Genomic DNA, 16,298 nt, shown 5'->3' with positions numbered 1-16,298 from the left:
GCCTTACGGGGCGGGGCCGCAGGGTGTTCGAAATACCGTACGACGTGCGGAAGTTCGACCAGAAGATAGGTTTGGGGGGCGGCTACGTCAACGCTTCCGGCGCGTTCTGTTCCGGTTGCTTCCGGATCGGGCGAGGATGCTGGAAAACCCGAGGTGACGATCCGTTGACTTGTGCGCGGTCGCGGCTTTAGCTTCGGCGCCGGTCGGTTCGATGTCTCGTGCATTGTTCGGAATCTCGACCGACTCTTCCCGCGTGTTCGGTTGTCGTGCCCCCCGGAAGGAACCCCCATGCCTTTCCCGCAGTTCGTCCCTCGCGCAAGACGTCTGTGCAGAGCCGTACTCGTCCGTACCGCGGTCCTCGCGACGGCCGCCGGTGCCCTGGTCGGTCTCCAGCACCAGGGCAGCGTCGACCTGAACCGCGCGGAGCCGGTGGCTGTGACGTCCAACCAGATAGCGGTGGATCCCGCGCCGATGGGCTGGGCCTCCTGGAACACCTTCGCCGCGAAGATCGACTACAACGTGATCAAGGCGCAGGTCGACGCGTTCGTCGCGGCCGGGCTGCCGGACGCCGGCTACAAGTACATCAACATCGACGAGGGCTGGTGGCAGGGCACCCGCGACAGCCAGGGCAACATCACCATCGACGAGTCCGAGTGGCCAGGCGGCATGAGCGCGATCGCCGACTACATCCACAGCAAGGGACTCAAGGCCGGCATCTACACCGACGCGGGCAAGGACGGCTGCGGCTACTACTTCCCGACGGGCCGCCCGGCGGCGCCCGGCAGCGGCAGTGAGGGCCACTATGAGCAGGACATGCTCCAGTTCTCGAAGTGGGGCTTCGACTACGTCAAGGTCGACTGGTGCGGCGGTGACGTCGAGGGGCTCGACGCGAAGACGACGTACCAGGCCATCAGTGACGCCGTCGCAAAGGCATCGGCCACCACGGGCCGCCCGCTGACCCTCTCGATCTGCAACTGGGGCAAGCAGAACCCGTGGAACTGGGGTGCCGGCATGGCCGCCGTGTGGCGCACCAACACCGACATCATCTTCCACGGCAACTCGCCCTCGTGGGACAGCATGCTCGCCAACTACGACACGAACGTGCACCCCACGGCCCAGCACACCGGCTACTACAACGACCCGGACATGCTGATGGTCGGCCTGGACGGCTTCACCGCGGCACAGAACCGCAGCCACATGAACCTATGGGCCGTCTCCGGAGCCCCGCTCCTCGCCGGCAACAACCTGTCCACGATGAGCACCGAGACCGCGAACATCCTGAAGAACCCCGAGGTCATCGCGGTCGACCAGGACCCGCGCGGCCTCCAGGGCGTCAAGGTCGCCGAGGACACCACCGGACTGCAGGTCTACAGCAAGGTCCTCTCCGGCACCGGCAAGCGGGCCGTCGTCCTGCTCAACCGCACCGGCAGCGCGCAGAACATGACTGTCCGCTGGTCCGACCTCGGCCTGACGGGCGCCTCCGCGACGGTCCGCAACCTCTGGACGCGCTCCAACGTGGGCACCTTCGCCACCGGCTACACCACCTCCGTCCCCGCCAAGGACTCGGTGATGCTCACGGTCACCGGCGGCACCGAGGCGTCGAGTTCCACGTACGAGGCCGAGGCCGCGGCCAACACCAAGGGCGGCTCCGCGGCCGACGCCACCTGCGCGAACTGCTCCGGCGGCACCAAGGTCGGCGGGGTCGGCAACGGTAGCGCCAACACCCTCCGCTTCAACAACGTCTCCGTCGGCGCCACCGGCACCAAGGTCGTCGACATCGCCTACACCAACGGCAGCGGAGCGGCCCGTACCGCCTTGCTCCAGGTCAACGGACAGCAGGCCACCACGGTCTCCTTCCCGCCGACCGGCTCGTGGACCACGCCCGGCACCGTCTCCGTCCAGGTCTCCCTCGCCAAGGGCTCCACGAACACCCTGACCTTCTCCAACTCCTCCGCCTGGGCACCGGACCTCGACGCCGTCCAGGTCCGCCCGCTCCCCGGCACGAACGGCACCCAGCTCGTCGGCCGGGCATCCAGCCGCTGCCTCGACATCGACAACAACACGATCACCAACGGTACCCAGGCCCAGCTGTGGGACTGCCACGGTGGCGACAACCAGACATGGGCCAACGTCACCTCGCGCAAGCAGCTCGTGGTCTACGGCAACAAGTGCCTGGACGCCTACAACCGCGGCACCACCAACGGCACCAAGGTCGTCATCTGGGACTGCAACGGCCAGACCAACCAGCAGTGGAATGTCAATGCGGACGGCACCCTCACCAATGTGAACGCCGGCCTCTGCCTGGACGCCTCGAACGCGGGGACCGCGAACGGCACGAAGCTCGTGCTGTGGTCCTGCAACGGCGGGGACAACCAGAAGTGGACCCTGCCGTAGACCGCACGGAGGTGTGACGCGAGGGGCCGGATCCGGACCGGGATCCGGTCCCTCGCCGTTCGTGGTGGCCACTCGCTCGCCCGCCTGGCACCTGGCTTAATCTGATCGCCATGCGCGAGTCCCTGCGGCAGGCGTGGCGGGCAACGGTCCACCTCGTCATGGCCGCGGCCATGGCCTTCGGCACGATCCTCTTCATCACCGTGCTGCTGATCACCGCCGCCGTGACGCTGGCGGTCGTCGGTGCCTGGCTGCTGCCCGAGACCGTCCTGCTGATCCGCCGGATCGCCGGCTCCAAACGGACCATCGTGACCGCGTGGACGGGGAAGCCGATCCCCGAGGCGTACCAGCCGATCACCGGCACACTGCGCGAACGGCTGCGCATCTCCGTCACCGACCCCGGCACCCTCACCGACCTGCGCTGGATGGCCGCCCACTACGTGTACGGCTGCCTCCTCGTCCTCGCACTGCCGCTGTGGCCCGTGGGGCTGGTGGTGGACGGCGTGCGGAGTGGGCCGCTGCGCCGCGAGCCGGTGGTGCTCCCGCTGATCGTGCGGCTCGCCGATCTGGAGGCCCGCTGGTCCACCGCCCTGCTCAGGCCCTCGCCGAAGGCCCGGCTCGCCGAACGGGTCGAGGAACTGACGCAGACCCGTGCCGGCGCCATCGCCGCGCACGAGGCGGAGCTGCGCCGTATCGAGCGGGACCTGCACGACGGCACGCAGGCCCGTCTGGTGTCCCTGTCCATGCGGATCGGGCTCGCCAAGCGCGCCTACGACCAGGACCCGGAGGCCGCGCGACGGCTCCTGGAGGACGCGCAGGAACAGACCGAGCACGCGCTGACCGAGCTCCGGCTCGTCGTCCGCGGCATCCACCCGCCGATCCTCACCGACCGCGGTCTGGCGGGCGCGGTGCGGGCGCTGGCGGCGAGCAGCGGATTGGAAGTGACGGTAGAGGTGGAGGGGCTGGACCACGATGACCCACGGGCCCCGGCGGCGGTGGAGGCGGCCGCGTACTTCGTGGTGGCCGAGGCGCTGACCAACGCCGCCAAGCACAGCGGCTCCCCGCGCGCGGACGTCCACCTCGCCCGCGTCCCCACGGGCGTGCGGGTCGCCGTACGGGACGAGGGCCGCGGGGGCGCCGAGGAGACGGGTGGCACCGGACTGGTCGGCATGCGGCGCCGTGTCGCCGCCCTGGACGGCACGGTGACCGTGACCAGCCCTGTCGGGGGACCGACCGTGATCGAGGTGGAGCTGCCGTGCGTATGGTGACCGGGACGACCGGAACAGTGAGGGAGCGACCGTGCGCGTCGTGATCGCCGAGGACAACGCCCTGCTGAGGGAGGGACTCGTCCTGCTGCTGACGTCGTCCGGGCACGAGGTCACGGCCGTGGTCGGCAGTGGCCCCGAGATCCTCCCGGCGCTCCTGGCACACCGCCCGGACGTCGCCGTCCTCGACGTGCGGATGCCACCCGGCTTCCGCGACGAGGGCCTGCGCGCCGCGCTGGAGGCCCGCAAGGAGATCCCCGGACTGCCGGTGCTGGTGCTCTCGCAGTACGTCGAGGAGTCGTACGCCGCCGAACTGCTGGTCGGCGGGGCGAGCGGGGTGGGCTATCTGCTGAAGGACCGGGTGGGCCGGGTCGACGAGTTCCTGGACGCCCTGGACCGGGTCGCGTCCGGTGGCACGGCCCTGGACCCCGAGGTGGTGACCGAACTCCTCACCCGTCGCCGTGAGTCCCCTCTCGCCGCGCTGACCCCGCGCGAGCTGGAGGTCCTGAAACTGATGGCCGAGGGCCACGACAACACCACCATCGCCAGGACCCTCGTCGTCACGGAACGGGCCGTCAGCAAGCACATCGGCAACGTCTTCCTGAAGCTCGGCCTGCCGCCGAGCGACAGCGGCCACCGCAGGGTGCTCGCCGTACTGGCGTACCTGAACAACGCGTAGCGGCACGCGAGTTGCCCTATGTTGCTTCGCCCCGTGTAAAGCATGGCTGGAACTCGGCCGATTTTAAGTCAGTCGCTTGACTTGGCTGTGGCGGGTGGGATTGCCTGTGCTCGCAGCGACCACCGGACCACAGGAGGACGCACGGTGGACAGGACGGTACGGGCGGAGCGGGCCGGTGCCACGAGGGAGCTCATCCTCACCGCGGCGGAGCGGCTGTTCGCCGAGCACGGTGTGTACGCCGTGTCGAACCGTCAGGTCAGCGAGGCCGCCGGACAGGGCAACAACGCGGCGGTCGGTTACCACTTCGGCACCAAGGCCGACCTGGTCCGCGCCGTCGCCCGAAGACACGAGGAGCAGATCGAGGAGATCCGTGCGCGGCTGCTCTCGGCGATCGGCGACTCCACCGACGTACGGGACTGGGTGGACTGCCTGGTGCGGCCCATCCCCGAGCACCTGGCCGCCCTCGGCAGCCCCACCTGGTACGCGCGGTTCTGCGCCCAGGTGATGACCGACCCGGCACTCCACCGGATCATGGTCGAGGAGTCGCTCGCGTCCGCGTCGCTGCGGCGGATCGTCGGCGAGCTGAACCAGCGGCTGCCCGATCTGCCTCCGGAGGTGCACGCGGAGCGGGGTGCGATGGCCCGCCAGCTCATCGTGCACATGTGCGCCGAACGCGAACGGGCCCTCGCCGAGGGCACCCCCACCCCCCGGGCCAGTTGGCAGGACGCCGCCACCGGCCTCGTCGACGCCATCCTCGGACTGCGGCTGGCGCCGGTGACGGACCGCGCCTGACCGCCCCCGATCCCCCCACCACACGTCACGAGTCCCGTCGGGGACTCGAGAAACGGGTGCATCGATGACCATCACGTCGAACGCGACAGGTGACCGCGCCGCCGACTCCGGGATCCTGCCGTTTCCGATGGACCGGGCGACGGGCTGCCCGTTCGATCCGCCGCCCCGGCTGCGGTCCCAGCAGCAGGAGAAGCCCCTCGCCAGGGTCCGCCTCTGGGACGGCAGCACGCCCTGGTTCGTCACCCGGCACGCCGACCAGCGCGCCCTGCTGGGCGACCCCCGGGTCAGCGCCGACATCACGCGCCCCGGCTATCCGAGGTCGGCCCCCAGCAACGGCCGGAACAGGATCAGCTTCATCCTCATGGACGATCCCGAACACGCCCGGCTCCGGCGGATGGTGACGGGGGCTTTCGCCGTCAAGCGGGTCGAGGCGATGCGGCCCGCGGTGCAGAAGATCGTGGACGACCAGCTCGACGACATGCTCTCCGGACCCAACCCCGTCGACCTGGTCCAGGCGTTCGCGCTGCCCGTGCCCTCCCTGGTCATCTGCGAACTGCTCGGCGTGCCGTACGACGACCACGACTTCTTCCAGCGCAACAGCAGCACCCTCGTCAAACAGAGCGTGCCCGTCGAGGAGCGGACGGCCGCCCACGGCGCACTCCTCGCCTACCTCGACGACCTGATGGGCGAGAAACTGGCCCACCCCGCAGGCGACCTCCTGTCCGGCCTTGCCACCCGCGTCGAGGCCGGAGAGCTGACCCGCGAGGAGGCCGCCCAGATGGGTGTGCTGCTGCTTCTCGCCGGTCACGAGACCACGGCCAACATGATCGCCCTCGGCACGGTCGCCCTGTTGGAGAATCCCGGCCAACTCGCCGTGCTGCGCGACGCGGACGACCCGAAGGTGGTCGCCGCGGCCGTGGAGGAACTGCTGCGCTACCTCAACGTCACGCACACCGGTCGGCGCCGGGTGGCGCTGGAGGACATCGAGATCGCCGGGGAGGTGATCCGCGCGGGCGACGGGATCGTCTTCCCCAACGAGATCGCCAACCGGGACCCCGAGGTCTTCACCGACCCGGACCACCTCGACCTCGGACGTGACGCCCGCCGCCACGTGGCGTTCGGCTTCGGCGTGCACCAGTGCCTCGGCCAGCCGCTGGCCCGGTTGGAGCTCCAGGTCGTCTACAGCACCCTCTACCGGCGCGTTCCCACGCTGCGGCTGGCCACCGACGTGGAGGAACTCCCCTTCAAGCACGACGGCGCGGTCTATGGCGTCTACGAACTGCCGGTGGCCTGGTGAGAACCGCCGGTGGCCTGGCGACGGGCCGCTCCCTCTCGTGAGCTGTTCGCGCCCTCTTCCCACCCCGCCGCCGACAGGGCGGGGCGGGAAGAGGACGTCACACGGCGGCCCAGCCGTCGTCGACGGGCAGGATCGCGCCGTTGACGAAGGCGGCGGCGTCGGAGGCGAGGAAGACGATCGTGGCGGCCTGCTCCTCGGCGGTGCCCAGCCGGCCGATGTTGGCGCCGATGAACTGCCCCACCACCGCGGGCCCGTGGGCCCCCTGGTCGGCGTCGACCTGGATACCGGTCATCGTGGGGCCGGGGGCGATGGCGTTGGCGCGGATGCCCTGCTTGCGGTACATGACGGCGAGGTTCTTCACCAGGCCGATCACACCGTGCTTGGAGGCGGTGTACGCGGCGCCCGCCGCGCTGCCCCGCAGACCTGCCTCGGACGCGGTGAAGATGAGGGAACCCCGCTCGGCGGCCAGCATGTGCGGCAGGGCGGCCCGGGTCAGCAGGAACGGAGCGGTCAGGTTGATCCGTATGACCCGCTCCCACTCGGCGTCGTCGACGTCCGCGAGGGCGGACATACGGTCCATGATCCCGGCGTTGTTCACCAGGACGTCCAGCCCGCCGAAGGCCTCGACGGCCCGCTCGACGACCGTGTCCACCACCGTCTGGTCGCTCAGGTCGCCGATGACGGCGAGAGCGGTGCCCCCGGCGGTCTCGATCGACTTGACGGTCTCCTCGGCGCCCTCCGGGTTCAGGTCCGCGACCACAACCTTCGCACCCTCCTCGGCGAACCGCAGGGCCGCGGCCCTGCCGATGCCGCCGCCGGCGCCGGTGACGACGACACTGCGGTCCTGAAGCCCGGTGCTGGTCATGCTGTCTCCTCATCTCAGGGGACGGGGCGACTCCGGCCGGTTGTTTGTGACGATTGGCCGACGCCTTGATTGAGTGAAGCAAACATATGTGGCTTACTTGAGTCAAGCAATCGCCGCGGGATGAATGGTCTTTCCATGTACGGCAGCATCAGTGAGAAATCCTCCGTCGCCCGTGGAGAGGGACAGCACGTTCTGATCGTCGCCGACGATCCGGGCACGTCCGAACTGCTCTCGACGACGCTGGAACTGGCGGGCTATCGGTCCGGCACGACGGAAACCGTGGGTGGGGCGGTGGCGCGGCTCGCCGAGGAGCCGGTCGACCTGGTGATCCTCGATACGGCACTGCCGGACATGGAGGGGTTCGAGCAGGGCCCCCACCCCGTGGTCGTCCACCGCCCTCCGGTGCTCCTCCTGACCCCGTACGACGATCTGGGCAAGATCCTTCCCGGACTCGGGCCGGGGGAGCGGGACTACGTCACCAAACCCCTCCGGATCGCCGAAGTCCTGGCACGCATCCAGGTGTTACTGAGGGGCAGGGGGCTCTCGCGGCGGGAGGGCGTGCTGGCGTACGACGATCTGGTGCTGGACGACGTCACCTGTCAGGCGCGGCGCGGACAGCGGGTGCTGGACCTCACGCCCGCCGAGTTCCGGCTGTTGCGCCATCTGCTGGGCAACGCGCACAAGGTGATGTCGAAGGAGCAGATCGCCCGGTACGTCTGGGGGGAGTACCGCGGGGACAACGCGATCGAGCAACTCGTCTCCCGGCTGCGGCGCAAGGTGAACCAGGGCGGGTTGACGCTCATCCACACCCGCCGGGGCTTCGGCTACTGGCTCGGCCGTTCGGGAGGTGGAGAGTGAACCTTCCGGCTGTCGACATGTGATCCAGGCCACGTCAGCTTTCTGTCAGGAAACCGTCCGGAAGGCGTCAGTCCACTCTGTTTGCATGTGCTCATCGAGGCCTCGACTTCACCCGGCGCTCCGCTTCGACCGGAGCCCCCACCACCGAGGAGAGACATGGCCGACACACAGGCCGGCACCACGCCCGCGCCCACCCCCTCCGTTCCCGAGTATCCGATGCCCAGGGACCTGGGCTGCCCGCTCGCACCGCCACCGGCCCTGGAGCCCCTGCGGGACGGGCAACCGGTGAGCAAGGTCCGGATCTGGAACGGCAGTACGCCCTGGCTGATCACCCGTCACGCCGACCAGCGCACCCTGCTCACCGACCCCCGCGTCAGCAACGACGACCACGAGCCCGACTTCCCCCACGTCAACGCCCACCGGGCGGCGATCGCGCCGCACACGCCGAAGCTCATCACCAACACCGACGCCCCGGAGCACACCCGCCTGCGCCGGTCGGTCAACGCCCCCTTTCTCGTCAAGCGGATCGAGGCCATGCGGCCCGGCATCCAGAAGATCGTCGACGACCTGATCGACACCATGCTCGCCGGGCCCAACCCCGCAGACCTGCTCACGGCGCTGGCGCTGCCCCTGCCCTCGCTGGTCATCGCCGACCTGCTCGGCGTGCCGTACAAGGACCACGCCCTCTTCCAGGAGAACAGCAACCGGGTCCTCGACAGCTCGCTCTCCGCGGAGGAGGCGCAGGCGTCCGGCCGGGCGCTGGGCCAGTACCTGGACACCCTGTTCCGCGAGAAGCTCGAGAACCCGGCCGACGACGTGCTGTCCGAGATGGCGGGCCGCGTCAAGGCCGGCGAGATGGCCCACGAAGAGGCCGTCAACATGGGCGTCGCGATGCTGATCGCCGGGCACGAGACCACCGCCACGATGATCAGTCTCGGCACCCTCGCCCTGCTCCAGCACCCCGACCAGCTCACGCTGTTGCGCGAGAGCGACGACCCGAAGTTCATTGCCAACGCGGCCGAGGAGCTGCTGCGCTACCTGTCCATCGTCCATTCGGGCCTGCGCCGGGTCGCCAAGGAGGACATCGAGGTCGGCGACCAGGTCATACGCCAGGGCGACGGCCTCCTCTTCGACCTGCACGCCGCCAACTGGGACCCGCAGGCGTTCCCCGAGAGCGAGCGACTGGACCTGAACCGCCCCGCGCGCCAGCACAACGCGTTCGGCTACGGTCCCCACCAGTGCCTCGGCCAGAACCTCGCCCGACTGGAGCTCCAGGTCGTCTACGGCACGCTCTACAAGCGCGTTCCCACGCTGAGCCTGGCCGCTCCGATAGAACAGCTGCCGTTCAATCACACGGGCACCACCTACGGCGTCAAGTGCCTGCCCGTCCGCTGGTGACCATCCCTCTCACGAAAGGCCGACCCCCACAGATGACCGAGGAACAGACCATGCGTGTGGAACTGGACGAGCCGAAATGCGTGGCGTCGGGGCAGTGCGTCATGGCATCCCCTGAGGTGTTCGACCAGCGGGAGGACGACGGCGTCGCGATCCTGCTGGAGGAGAAGCCCGGCGACGAACTCCTCGACGGAGTGCGGGAAGCCGTGGCGATCTGCCCGGCGGCCGCGATCCGGCTGGTGGAGGAGTGAGGCGGATCGTCGTCGTGGGCGCCTCGGCCGCCGGACTCGCGGCCGTCGAGACGCTCCGCCGCGAGGGCTACGACGGCACGCTCACCCTCGTCGGCGACGAACCGCACACCCCGTACGACCGCCCACCGCTGTCCAAGCAGCTCCTGGCGGGTGAGTGGAGCCCCGAGCGGCTCGCGCTGCGCCCCTCGGCCGACCTCGACGCCCTCGACATCGACCTGCGTCTCGGTGTCGCCGCGACGGGGCTGGACGTGCCGGACCGTACGGTACGTCTGGCGGACGGCTCGGCGCTGCCGTACGACGGTCTGGTCGTGGCCACCGGTGTGCGCCCACGCCGGCTGCCCGGCGAGGGCGCCCATGTGCTGCGGACGCTCGACGACGCCGTCGTCCTGCGGGACCAACTGGAGCCCGGGGTACGGGTGGTCGTCGTCGGCGCCGGGTTCCTCGGCGCGGAGGCCGCCGCCGTGGCGTCGCGGCTCGGCGCCGAGGTGACCCTGCTCGAACCGGCGCCGGTGCCGCTGGCCCACGCGGTCGGCGAGGAGATCGGCCAGGTGCTGTCACGGGCCCACCTGGACCACGGGGTGAACCTGCGCACCGGAGTCACCGTGACCGCGGTGACCGAGGACGGGGTACGGCTCGCGGACGGTGAACTCGTCGACGCCGACGAGGTGCTGGTCGCCATCGGCTCGCTGCCCAACACCGAGTGGCTCGCCGACAGCGGCCTGGCCGTCGGCGACGGGCTGAACTGCGACGAGTACTGCGAGGCGGCCCGGGGCGTGTACGCGGCCGGAGACGTCGCCCGCTGGTACAACCCGCTGTTCGGGGTGCCCATGCGGATCGAGCACCGCACCAACGCCGCCGAACAGGGCATGGCCGCCGCCCGCAACCTCCTGCGCCCCGAGGCCCGTAAGCCGTTCGCACCGGTGCCGTACTTCTGGTCCGACCAGTACGACATGAAGGTGCAGGCGTACGGCTATCTGCGCGGCCACGACGAGGTGGCCGTCGTGGAGGGGGACCTGACCGAGCGACGGTTCGTCGCGGTCTACCGCACCGGCGACCACGTCAGCGGGGCCCTCGCGGTCGGCGTGTCACCCAAGGCGGTCCGGTCGTGGCGGCAGGCCATCGCGGCCCGTGCGACCTGGCGCGAGGCCGTGACGGTGTGACGGACCCGCGCCGGCCGTCCGGTCTCCGCCTGGCGCACCACACCACAACAGACGCTCACGGACACGAGAGGACACCGATGTCCACCCCCCACACATCGTCCGGCAGCACGTCCCCGGCTCCTCAGGAGCTGGGCTTCGACCCGGAGGAACTGCGCGCCCGGTACAAGGCCGAGCGCGACCGCCGCATCCGCCCCGAGGGCGGCGGGCAGTATCAGGGCCTCAGCGGCGAGTTCGGTTACTACGACGAAGACCCCTACGCCGACGCCGAGTTCACCCGGGAGCCCCTCCACGACCGTGTCGAGGCGGTGATCATCGGGGGCGGGTTCGGCGGTCTGCTCGCCGGGGCGCGGCTCCGGCAGGCGGGCGTGGAGTCGATCCGGGTGATCGAGAAGGGCGGCGACTTCGGCGGCACCTGGTACTGGAACCGCTACCCGGGCATCCACTGCGACATCGAGTCGTACATCTACATGCCGCTGCTCGAGGAGATCGGCTACGTCCCGAAGTGGAAGTACGCCCCGGGGGAGGAGATCCGCCAGCACACCCGGGCCATCGCACGCCACTTCGGCCTGTACGAGGGCGCCTGCTTCCAGACGCAGGCGACCGAACTGCGCTGGGACGACACCGACCTGGAGTGGACCGTCTCCACCGACCGGGGCGACCGCATCAAGGCACGCCACGTGGTCGTGTCCACCGGCACGCTCAGCGAGGCCAAGCTCCCCGGTATCCCCGGCATCGAGACCTTCAAGGGCCACACGTTCCACACCAGCCGCTGGGACTACGCCTACACCGGCGGTGACGCCAACGGAGGTCTGCACAAGCTCGCCGACAAGCGCGTCGCCCTCATCGGCACCGGTGCCACCGCGATCCAGGTCGTGCCACACCTCGGCGAGGACGCCCAGCAGGTGTACGTGTTCCAGCGCACGCCCTCCTCGGTCGACGTGCGCGGCAACCGCCCCACCGACGCGGAGTGGGCCAAGGCGCTGACGCCGGGCTGGCAGAAGCGCCGTATGGAGAACTTCCTCAAGGTCGTCACCGGCGTCCGCACGGACGAGGACGAGGTCGACGACGCCTGGACCAGCAGCGCCCGCCTCCAGGAGAAACTCATCCCGACCAACGCGTACGCGGACGTCCCGCCGGACGAGCGCGAACGCGCCTACGAGATCGCCGACTTCCAGAAGATGAACGAGATCCGCGCCCGCGTGGAGACCGTCGTCGAGGACCCGGAGACGGCCGAGAAGCTCAAGCCGTGGTACCGCTACATGTGCAAGCGGCCCACGTTCAGCGACCACTACCTCCAGGCCTTCAACCGGCCCAACGTCACCCTCGTCGACACGGCCGACACCCACGGCGTGGAGCGGATCACCGAGAACGCGGTCGTGGTGGGCGGGGTGGAGTACGAGGTCGACTGCGTCATCTTCGCGACCGGCTTCGAGGTCGGGATGTCGGGAATCCTCGCCGGAAAGCTCCCGGTGTACGGCCGGGGAGGGGCCCACATCTTCGAGGCATGGGCGCAGGGCCCGAAGACGCTCCACGGGTTCTACAGCCACGGCTTCCCCAACCTCTTCCAGCTCGGCCCGCTGCAGAACGCCAGTGCCGTCAACTACGTGCACATCCTCGACGAGCAGGCCCAGCATGTCGCCGGGGTCGTCGCCGAGGCCCGCAGGCGCAGGGTCCGGTACGTCGAACCGACCCCCGAGGCCCAGGACACCTGGGTGGCCACCATCGCGGAGAAGGCGGCCGACCTGTACGCGTTCCAGGCGGAGTGCACGCCCGGCTACTACAACAACGAGGGCAGGCCCCGGGAGAAGAGCATGTCGTTCGGCGACGGGCCGGTCGCGTTCCACGAACTGCTCAGGAACTGGCGCGCGAACGGCGGGCTGGGCGACGTGCTCGTGGAGGCCGAGTGAGGGCGGGGGAGACGGACATGACGACGGATCCCAGCCGGTTCGACGACACCGGCCGCAGGCCCGCCACCAGTGACCGGTGGGAGGCCAGGAGACTCAACCCGCCGAACCGGCTGTGGGGTTCGAACGGCGTCGCGTTCGGGCCCGACGGGCGGCTGTACGTGGCGGAGTTCCTCGCCGGGCGGATCAGTGCCGTGGACCCCGCCACCGGGGACGTGGACGTGATCGTGCCGATGGACAGTCCGGTGCAGTCGCCGGACGACCTCGCCTTCGGCGCGGACGGTTCGATGTACATCGCCGACCTGGTGCCCGGCCGGGTGTGGCGCCGCAGCCCCCAGGGCGAGTACACCCTGGTCTCCGACGACGTGAAGAACCCGAACGGCATCACCTGCGTCGGCGACCGGCTCTTCGTCAACGAGATGAAGATGGACGGCCGGCTGCTGGAGCTGTTCCCGGACGGCGGCGACCCCGTGGTGCTGACCGAGGGGCTCGCCCTGGGCAACGCGATGCAACTCGGCCCCGACGGCCACCTCTACTACCCGCACATGATCACCGGTCAGGTCTGGCGCATACCGCCCGACGGCGGGAAACCCGAGGTGGTCGCCGAGGAGGTGCACGAACCGGTCGCGGTGCGCTTCGACCGGGGCGGTGTCCTGCACGTCCTCTCACGTGGTGTGGAAGGGATCGTGACCCGTATCGACCTGCACGGCAGCGGATCGCGGGGGCTCGTCACCAGTGGGGTGGTCGGGCTCGACAACGCGGCGTTCGACACGGAGAACCGTATGTTCGTGTCGAGTTACGCGAGCGGCGGCGTCCTGGAGATGCACCCCGACGGCCGGACCCGGGAGATCGTGCCCCGCGGCCTCGACGGCCCCTTCGGGGTGACCGTCGACCTGGGCGGCACGGTGTACGCGGCCGACCACTACCGCCTGGCGAAACCCACGGTTCCGGAGAACGCCGACGCGGGCGGGCCGGGTGGCGGGACCACGGAGGAACTGCAGCCCTTCTCCCACGGGATCACCGCCGACAACGGGGTGCTGCACCTGACCTCGCAGTACGGCCAGGTGCGCACCTACGACCCCGTCCAGAAGACGTCCCGGGTACGGGCGAACGGCCTGAACCAGCCCCTGGGCATCGCGGTCGGGTCCGACGGCTCGCTCGTCGTCGCCGAGACCGGGGCCGGCCGGGTCGTGGCCATAGACGAGAGCGACACCGTCACCGTGCTCGCCGAGGGACTCGACCACCCCGTGGACGTCGCCGTCGACGCCGAGGGACGCTGCTACGTCAGCGACGACCGGCTCGGCGCGGTGCTCCGCGTGGACGACGGCGAGACCGTGACCGTCGCGGACGGGCTCGACGCACCGCAGGGCCTGGCCGTGCGCGGCGACGAGCTGTTCACCGTGGAGACCGGGCGGCGCAGGCTACGGGCGATCTCCCTCACCACCGGGGAGAGCAGGATCGAGGCCGAGGACCTGGCGGTCGGCCTGCCCCCGGGGATCACTCCTCGTGACGAACCGGCCCTGTTCACGCACGGTATGCCCGGCTCACCGCGCCGGTTCGCCGGTCTCGCCGTCGGCCCGGACGGTTCGCTGGTCCTCGCGGCCAACGGGGAGGGGAGCGTACTGCGCCTGTCGGAGCCGGCAGGGGAGTGACGAGGAGTCCGGTGCCCCGGCCCTCTGCCGCTCATCCCGTGCGGTAGAGGGCCGTGAGCAGTTCGATGGCCGCCTGGGTGCTCGGGTGCGGGTCGTCCCGCCACCAGCCGAGCCGTACCGCGATCGGTTCGGCGTCGCGCACCGGGCGGTAGACCACGCCCGACCGGCGGTACTGATGGGCGGTGGCCTCCGGTGTGACCCCCACGTACCGTCCCGTCGAGATCATGGCGAGCCAGTCGTCGACGTCGTGCGTCTCCTCGGTCGTGGGCCGGGCGTCCGGCGGCCACAGGTCCGTCGTGGTGGTGCCCGTCCGCCGGTCGACGAGCAGGGTGCGCCCGCCGATGTCGGCGAGCCTGATCGAGCGGCGCCGGGCCAGGGGGTCGTCCGACGCCATGGCGCACAGACGCCGCTCCAGGCCCACGATGGCCGAGTCGAAGCGGCGGTCGTCCAGTGGCCTGCGGACCACGGCGAGATCGCAGGCGCCGTCCGCCAGCCCGGCGGTCGCGGAGTTGACGCGGACCAGGAGCAGGTCGACCCCGGGGTGCACCTCACGCCAACGGCGCTGGAAGGCCGGCGTGTGACGGCCGAGGGCCGACCAGGCGTACCCGATCCGCAGCCGGGTGTGGCCGGACGTCGCCTCCCGCACCAGATCGTCCACCTCGGCGAGCACCCTCCGGGCGTGCCCCAGCACGCGCAGACCGGTCGCCGTCGGGTTCACCTCGCGGGAGGTCCGCCTCAACAGCCTTACTCCCAGAGCCTGTTCCAGCGAGGCGAGGGTGCGGGAGACGGCGGCCTGGGAGACGCCGAGCGCGATGGCCGCGTCCGTGAAGGTGCCCTCCTCGACGATCGCGACGAGACAGCGCAGCTGCCGCAGTTCCAGATCCATGACTCCAGCGTATGGATGGAGCGGTGGATGCATTATGCGCATGCGCCGAGCCCGGTGACCATCGGCACATGCAGACAGACGCTGTCGGCCCGGTGGCCCCTCCGCAGACCAGTGCCGCCCCGACCCAGGCACCCGAACACGACCGTCGGCGCCTCGCCGGTGTGCTGACCATGGTCGGCAGCGGCCTGTCCAACCAGGTCGGCGCCGCGACCGGAGCCCTCGCCTTCCCCGTACTCGGCCCGGTCGGCGTGGTCGCGGTGCGCCAGTACGTGGCCGCGGTCGTCCTGACAGCCGTCGGCCGCCCCCGGCTGCGCACGTTCACCTGGCGGCAGTGGTGGCCGGTGCTGCTGCTCGCCCTGGTGTTCGGCACGATGAACCTGTCCCTGTACAGCGCCATCGACCGCGTCGGTCTGGGGCTGGCGGTGACCCTGGAGTTCCTCGGCCCCCTCACCATCGCCCTCGCCGCGTCCCGGCGCCGTCTGGACGCGTGCTGCGCGGTGGTCGCGGGCGCGGGGGCCGTCATCCTCATGCGCCCCCAGCCCTCGACCGACTACGTGGGAATGGGGCTCGGCCTGCTGGCCGCCGTCTGCTGGGCGTCGTACATCCTGCTCAACCGCACCGTCGGCCGGAGGATCCCGGGAGCGCAGGGGTCGGCCGCCGCCGCCGGAGTCTCCGCGCTGATGTTCCTGCCGGTCGGTGCCCTCGTCGTGGTCCAGCACCCGCCCACGGCCGCGTCGGTCGCGTACGCCGTCGCCGCCGGTGTCCTCTCCTCCGCCGTGCCGTACCTCGCGGACCTGTTCACCCTGCGCCGCGTACCGGCCCGTTTCTTCGGTCTCTTCATGAGCGTCAACCCGGTCCTCGCGGCAGCCGTCGGATGGGTGGTGCTCGGGCAGGGCCTGGGTG

The 16,298-nt window shown here is 70.4% G+C and carries 14 protein-coding genes; 12 read left to right on the top strand and 2 right to left on the bottom strand.

Annotated elements, in window-relative coordinates; all coding sequences use genetic code 11:
* The first annotated feature begins 288 nt into the window (after nt 1-288).
* From FNH08_RS24005 to FNH08_RS23985, 5 genes are all read left to right on the top strand, one after another.
* The gene (locus FNH08_RS24005; protein WP_152773613.1) at nt 289-2,394 is read left to right on the top strand and encodes an alpha-galactosidase D; all 2,106 of its coding nucleotides are present in this window, start codon (nt 289-291) and stop codon (nt 2,392-2,394) included.
* Between the two features lie 110 nt (nt 2,395-2,504).
* Nucleotides 2,505-3,659 carry a sensor histidine kinase gene (locus FNH08_RS24000; RefSeq protein ID WP_152773612.1) on the top strand — a complete coding sequence of 385 codons (1,155 nt, stop codon included), beginning with the start codon at nt 2,505-2,507 and terminating at the stop codon, nt 3,657-3,659.
* Between the two features lie 31 nt (nt 3,660-3,690).
* Nucleotides 3,691-4,335: a response regulator transcription factor gene (locus tag FNH08_RS23995; protein WP_322725224.1), complete on the top strand. Its 645-nt coding sequence runs from the start codon at nt 3,691-3,693 to the stop codon at nt 4,333-4,335.
* Nucleotides 4,336-4,479: 144 nt separating this feature from the next.
* The gene (locus FNH08_RS23990) at nt 4,480-5,127 is read left to right on the top strand and encodes a TetR/AcrR family transcriptional regulator (protein WP_322725222.1); all 648 of its coding nucleotides are present in this window, start codon (nt 4,480-4,482) and stop codon (nt 5,125-5,127) included.
* Between the two features lie 64 nt (nt 5,128-5,191).
* Nucleotides 5,192-6,424: a cytochrome P450 gene (locus tag FNH08_RS23985; RefSeq protein ID WP_152773610.1), complete on the top strand. Its 1,233-nt coding sequence runs from the start codon at nt 5,192-5,194 to the stop codon at nt 6,422-6,424.
* Nucleotides 6,425-6,521: 97 nt separating this feature from the next.
* Here the strand turns inward: FNH08_RS23985 and FNH08_RS23980 are convergent, their stop codons facing one another.
* Nucleotides 6,522-7,289 carry an SDR family NAD(P)-dependent oxidoreductase gene (locus FNH08_RS23980; protein WP_152773609.1) on the bottom strand — a complete coding sequence of 256 codons (768 nt, stop codon included), beginning with the start codon at nt 7,287-7,289 and terminating at the stop codon, nt 6,522-6,524.
* A gap of 135 nt (nt 7,290-7,424) precedes the next feature.
* On the opposite strand from FNH08_RS23980, the gene FNH08_RS23975 reads away from it, so the two are divergent.
* The 6 genes from FNH08_RS23975 (at nt 7,425) to FNH08_RS23950 (ending at nt 14,509) form a co-directional block, all read left to right on the top strand.
* Nucleotides 7,425-8,147: a response regulator transcription factor gene (locus FNH08_RS23975; RefSeq protein WP_152773608.1), complete on the top strand. Its 723-nt coding sequence runs from the start codon at nt 7,425-7,427 to the stop codon at nt 8,145-8,147.
* A 156-nt stretch (nt 8,148-8,303) separates the two neighbouring features.
* Nucleotides 8,304-9,545, top strand: coding sequence for a cytochrome P450 (locus FNH08_RS23970; protein ID WP_152773607.1), 1,242 nt, complete (start codon nt 8,304-8,306; stop codon nt 9,543-9,545).
* Between the two features lie 50 nt (nt 9,546-9,595).
* On the top strand, nt 9,596-9,793 hold the full coding sequence (locus FNH08_RS23965; RefSeq protein WP_152773606.1) for a ferredoxin: 198 nt from the start codon (nt 9,596-9,598) through the stop codon (nt 9,791-9,793).
* Complete coding sequence (locus FNH08_RS23960; RefSeq protein WP_322725220.1) at nt 9,790-10,953, top strand: NAD(P)/FAD-dependent oxidoreductase; 1,164 nt, start codon at nt 9,790-9,792, stop codon at nt 10,951-10,953. Before FNH08_RS23965 ends, FNH08_RS23960 begins: the two co-directional genes overlap by 4 nt.
* 77 nt (nt 10,954-11,030) lie before the next feature.
* Nucleotides 11,031-12,860: a flavin-containing monooxygenase gene (locus FNH08_RS23955; RefSeq protein WP_152773604.1), complete on the top strand. Its 1,830-nt coding sequence runs from the start codon at nt 11,031-11,033 to the stop codon at nt 12,858-12,860.
* A gap of 17 nt (nt 12,861-12,877) precedes the next feature.
* Nucleotides 12,878-14,509 carry an SMP-30/gluconolactonase/LRE family protein gene (locus tag FNH08_RS23950; RefSeq protein WP_152773603.1) on the top strand — a complete coding sequence of 544 codons (1,632 nt, stop codon included), beginning with the start codon at nt 12,878-12,880 and terminating at the stop codon, nt 14,507-14,509.
* Nucleotides 14,510-14,540: 31 nt separating this feature from the next.
* Here the strand turns inward: FNH08_RS23950 and FNH08_RS23945 are convergent, their stop codons facing one another.
* Nucleotides 14,541-15,395, bottom strand: coding sequence for a LysR family transcriptional regulator (locus FNH08_RS23945; RefSeq protein WP_152773602.1), 855 nt, complete (start codon nt 15,393-15,395; stop codon nt 14,541-14,543).
* Nucleotides 15,396-15,463: 68 nt separating this feature from the next.
* Between FNH08_RS23945 and FNH08_RS23940 the strand changes: the two genes are divergently transcribed.
* A partial coding sequence (locus tag FNH08_RS23940) for an EamA family transporter (RefSeq protein WP_152773601.1) occupies nt 15,464-16,298 on the top strand: 835 nt, incomplete at its 3' end.

This window comes from Streptomyces spongiae (genome assembly GCF_009377185.1).
GTDB classification, from domain to species: Bacteria; Actinomycetota; Actinomycetes; order Streptomycetales; family Streptomycetaceae; genus Streptomyces; species Streptomyces spongiae.
The sequence above is the reverse complement of the archived record's forward strand: the minus strand, read 5'-3'. Positions and strand labels throughout refer to the sequence as shown.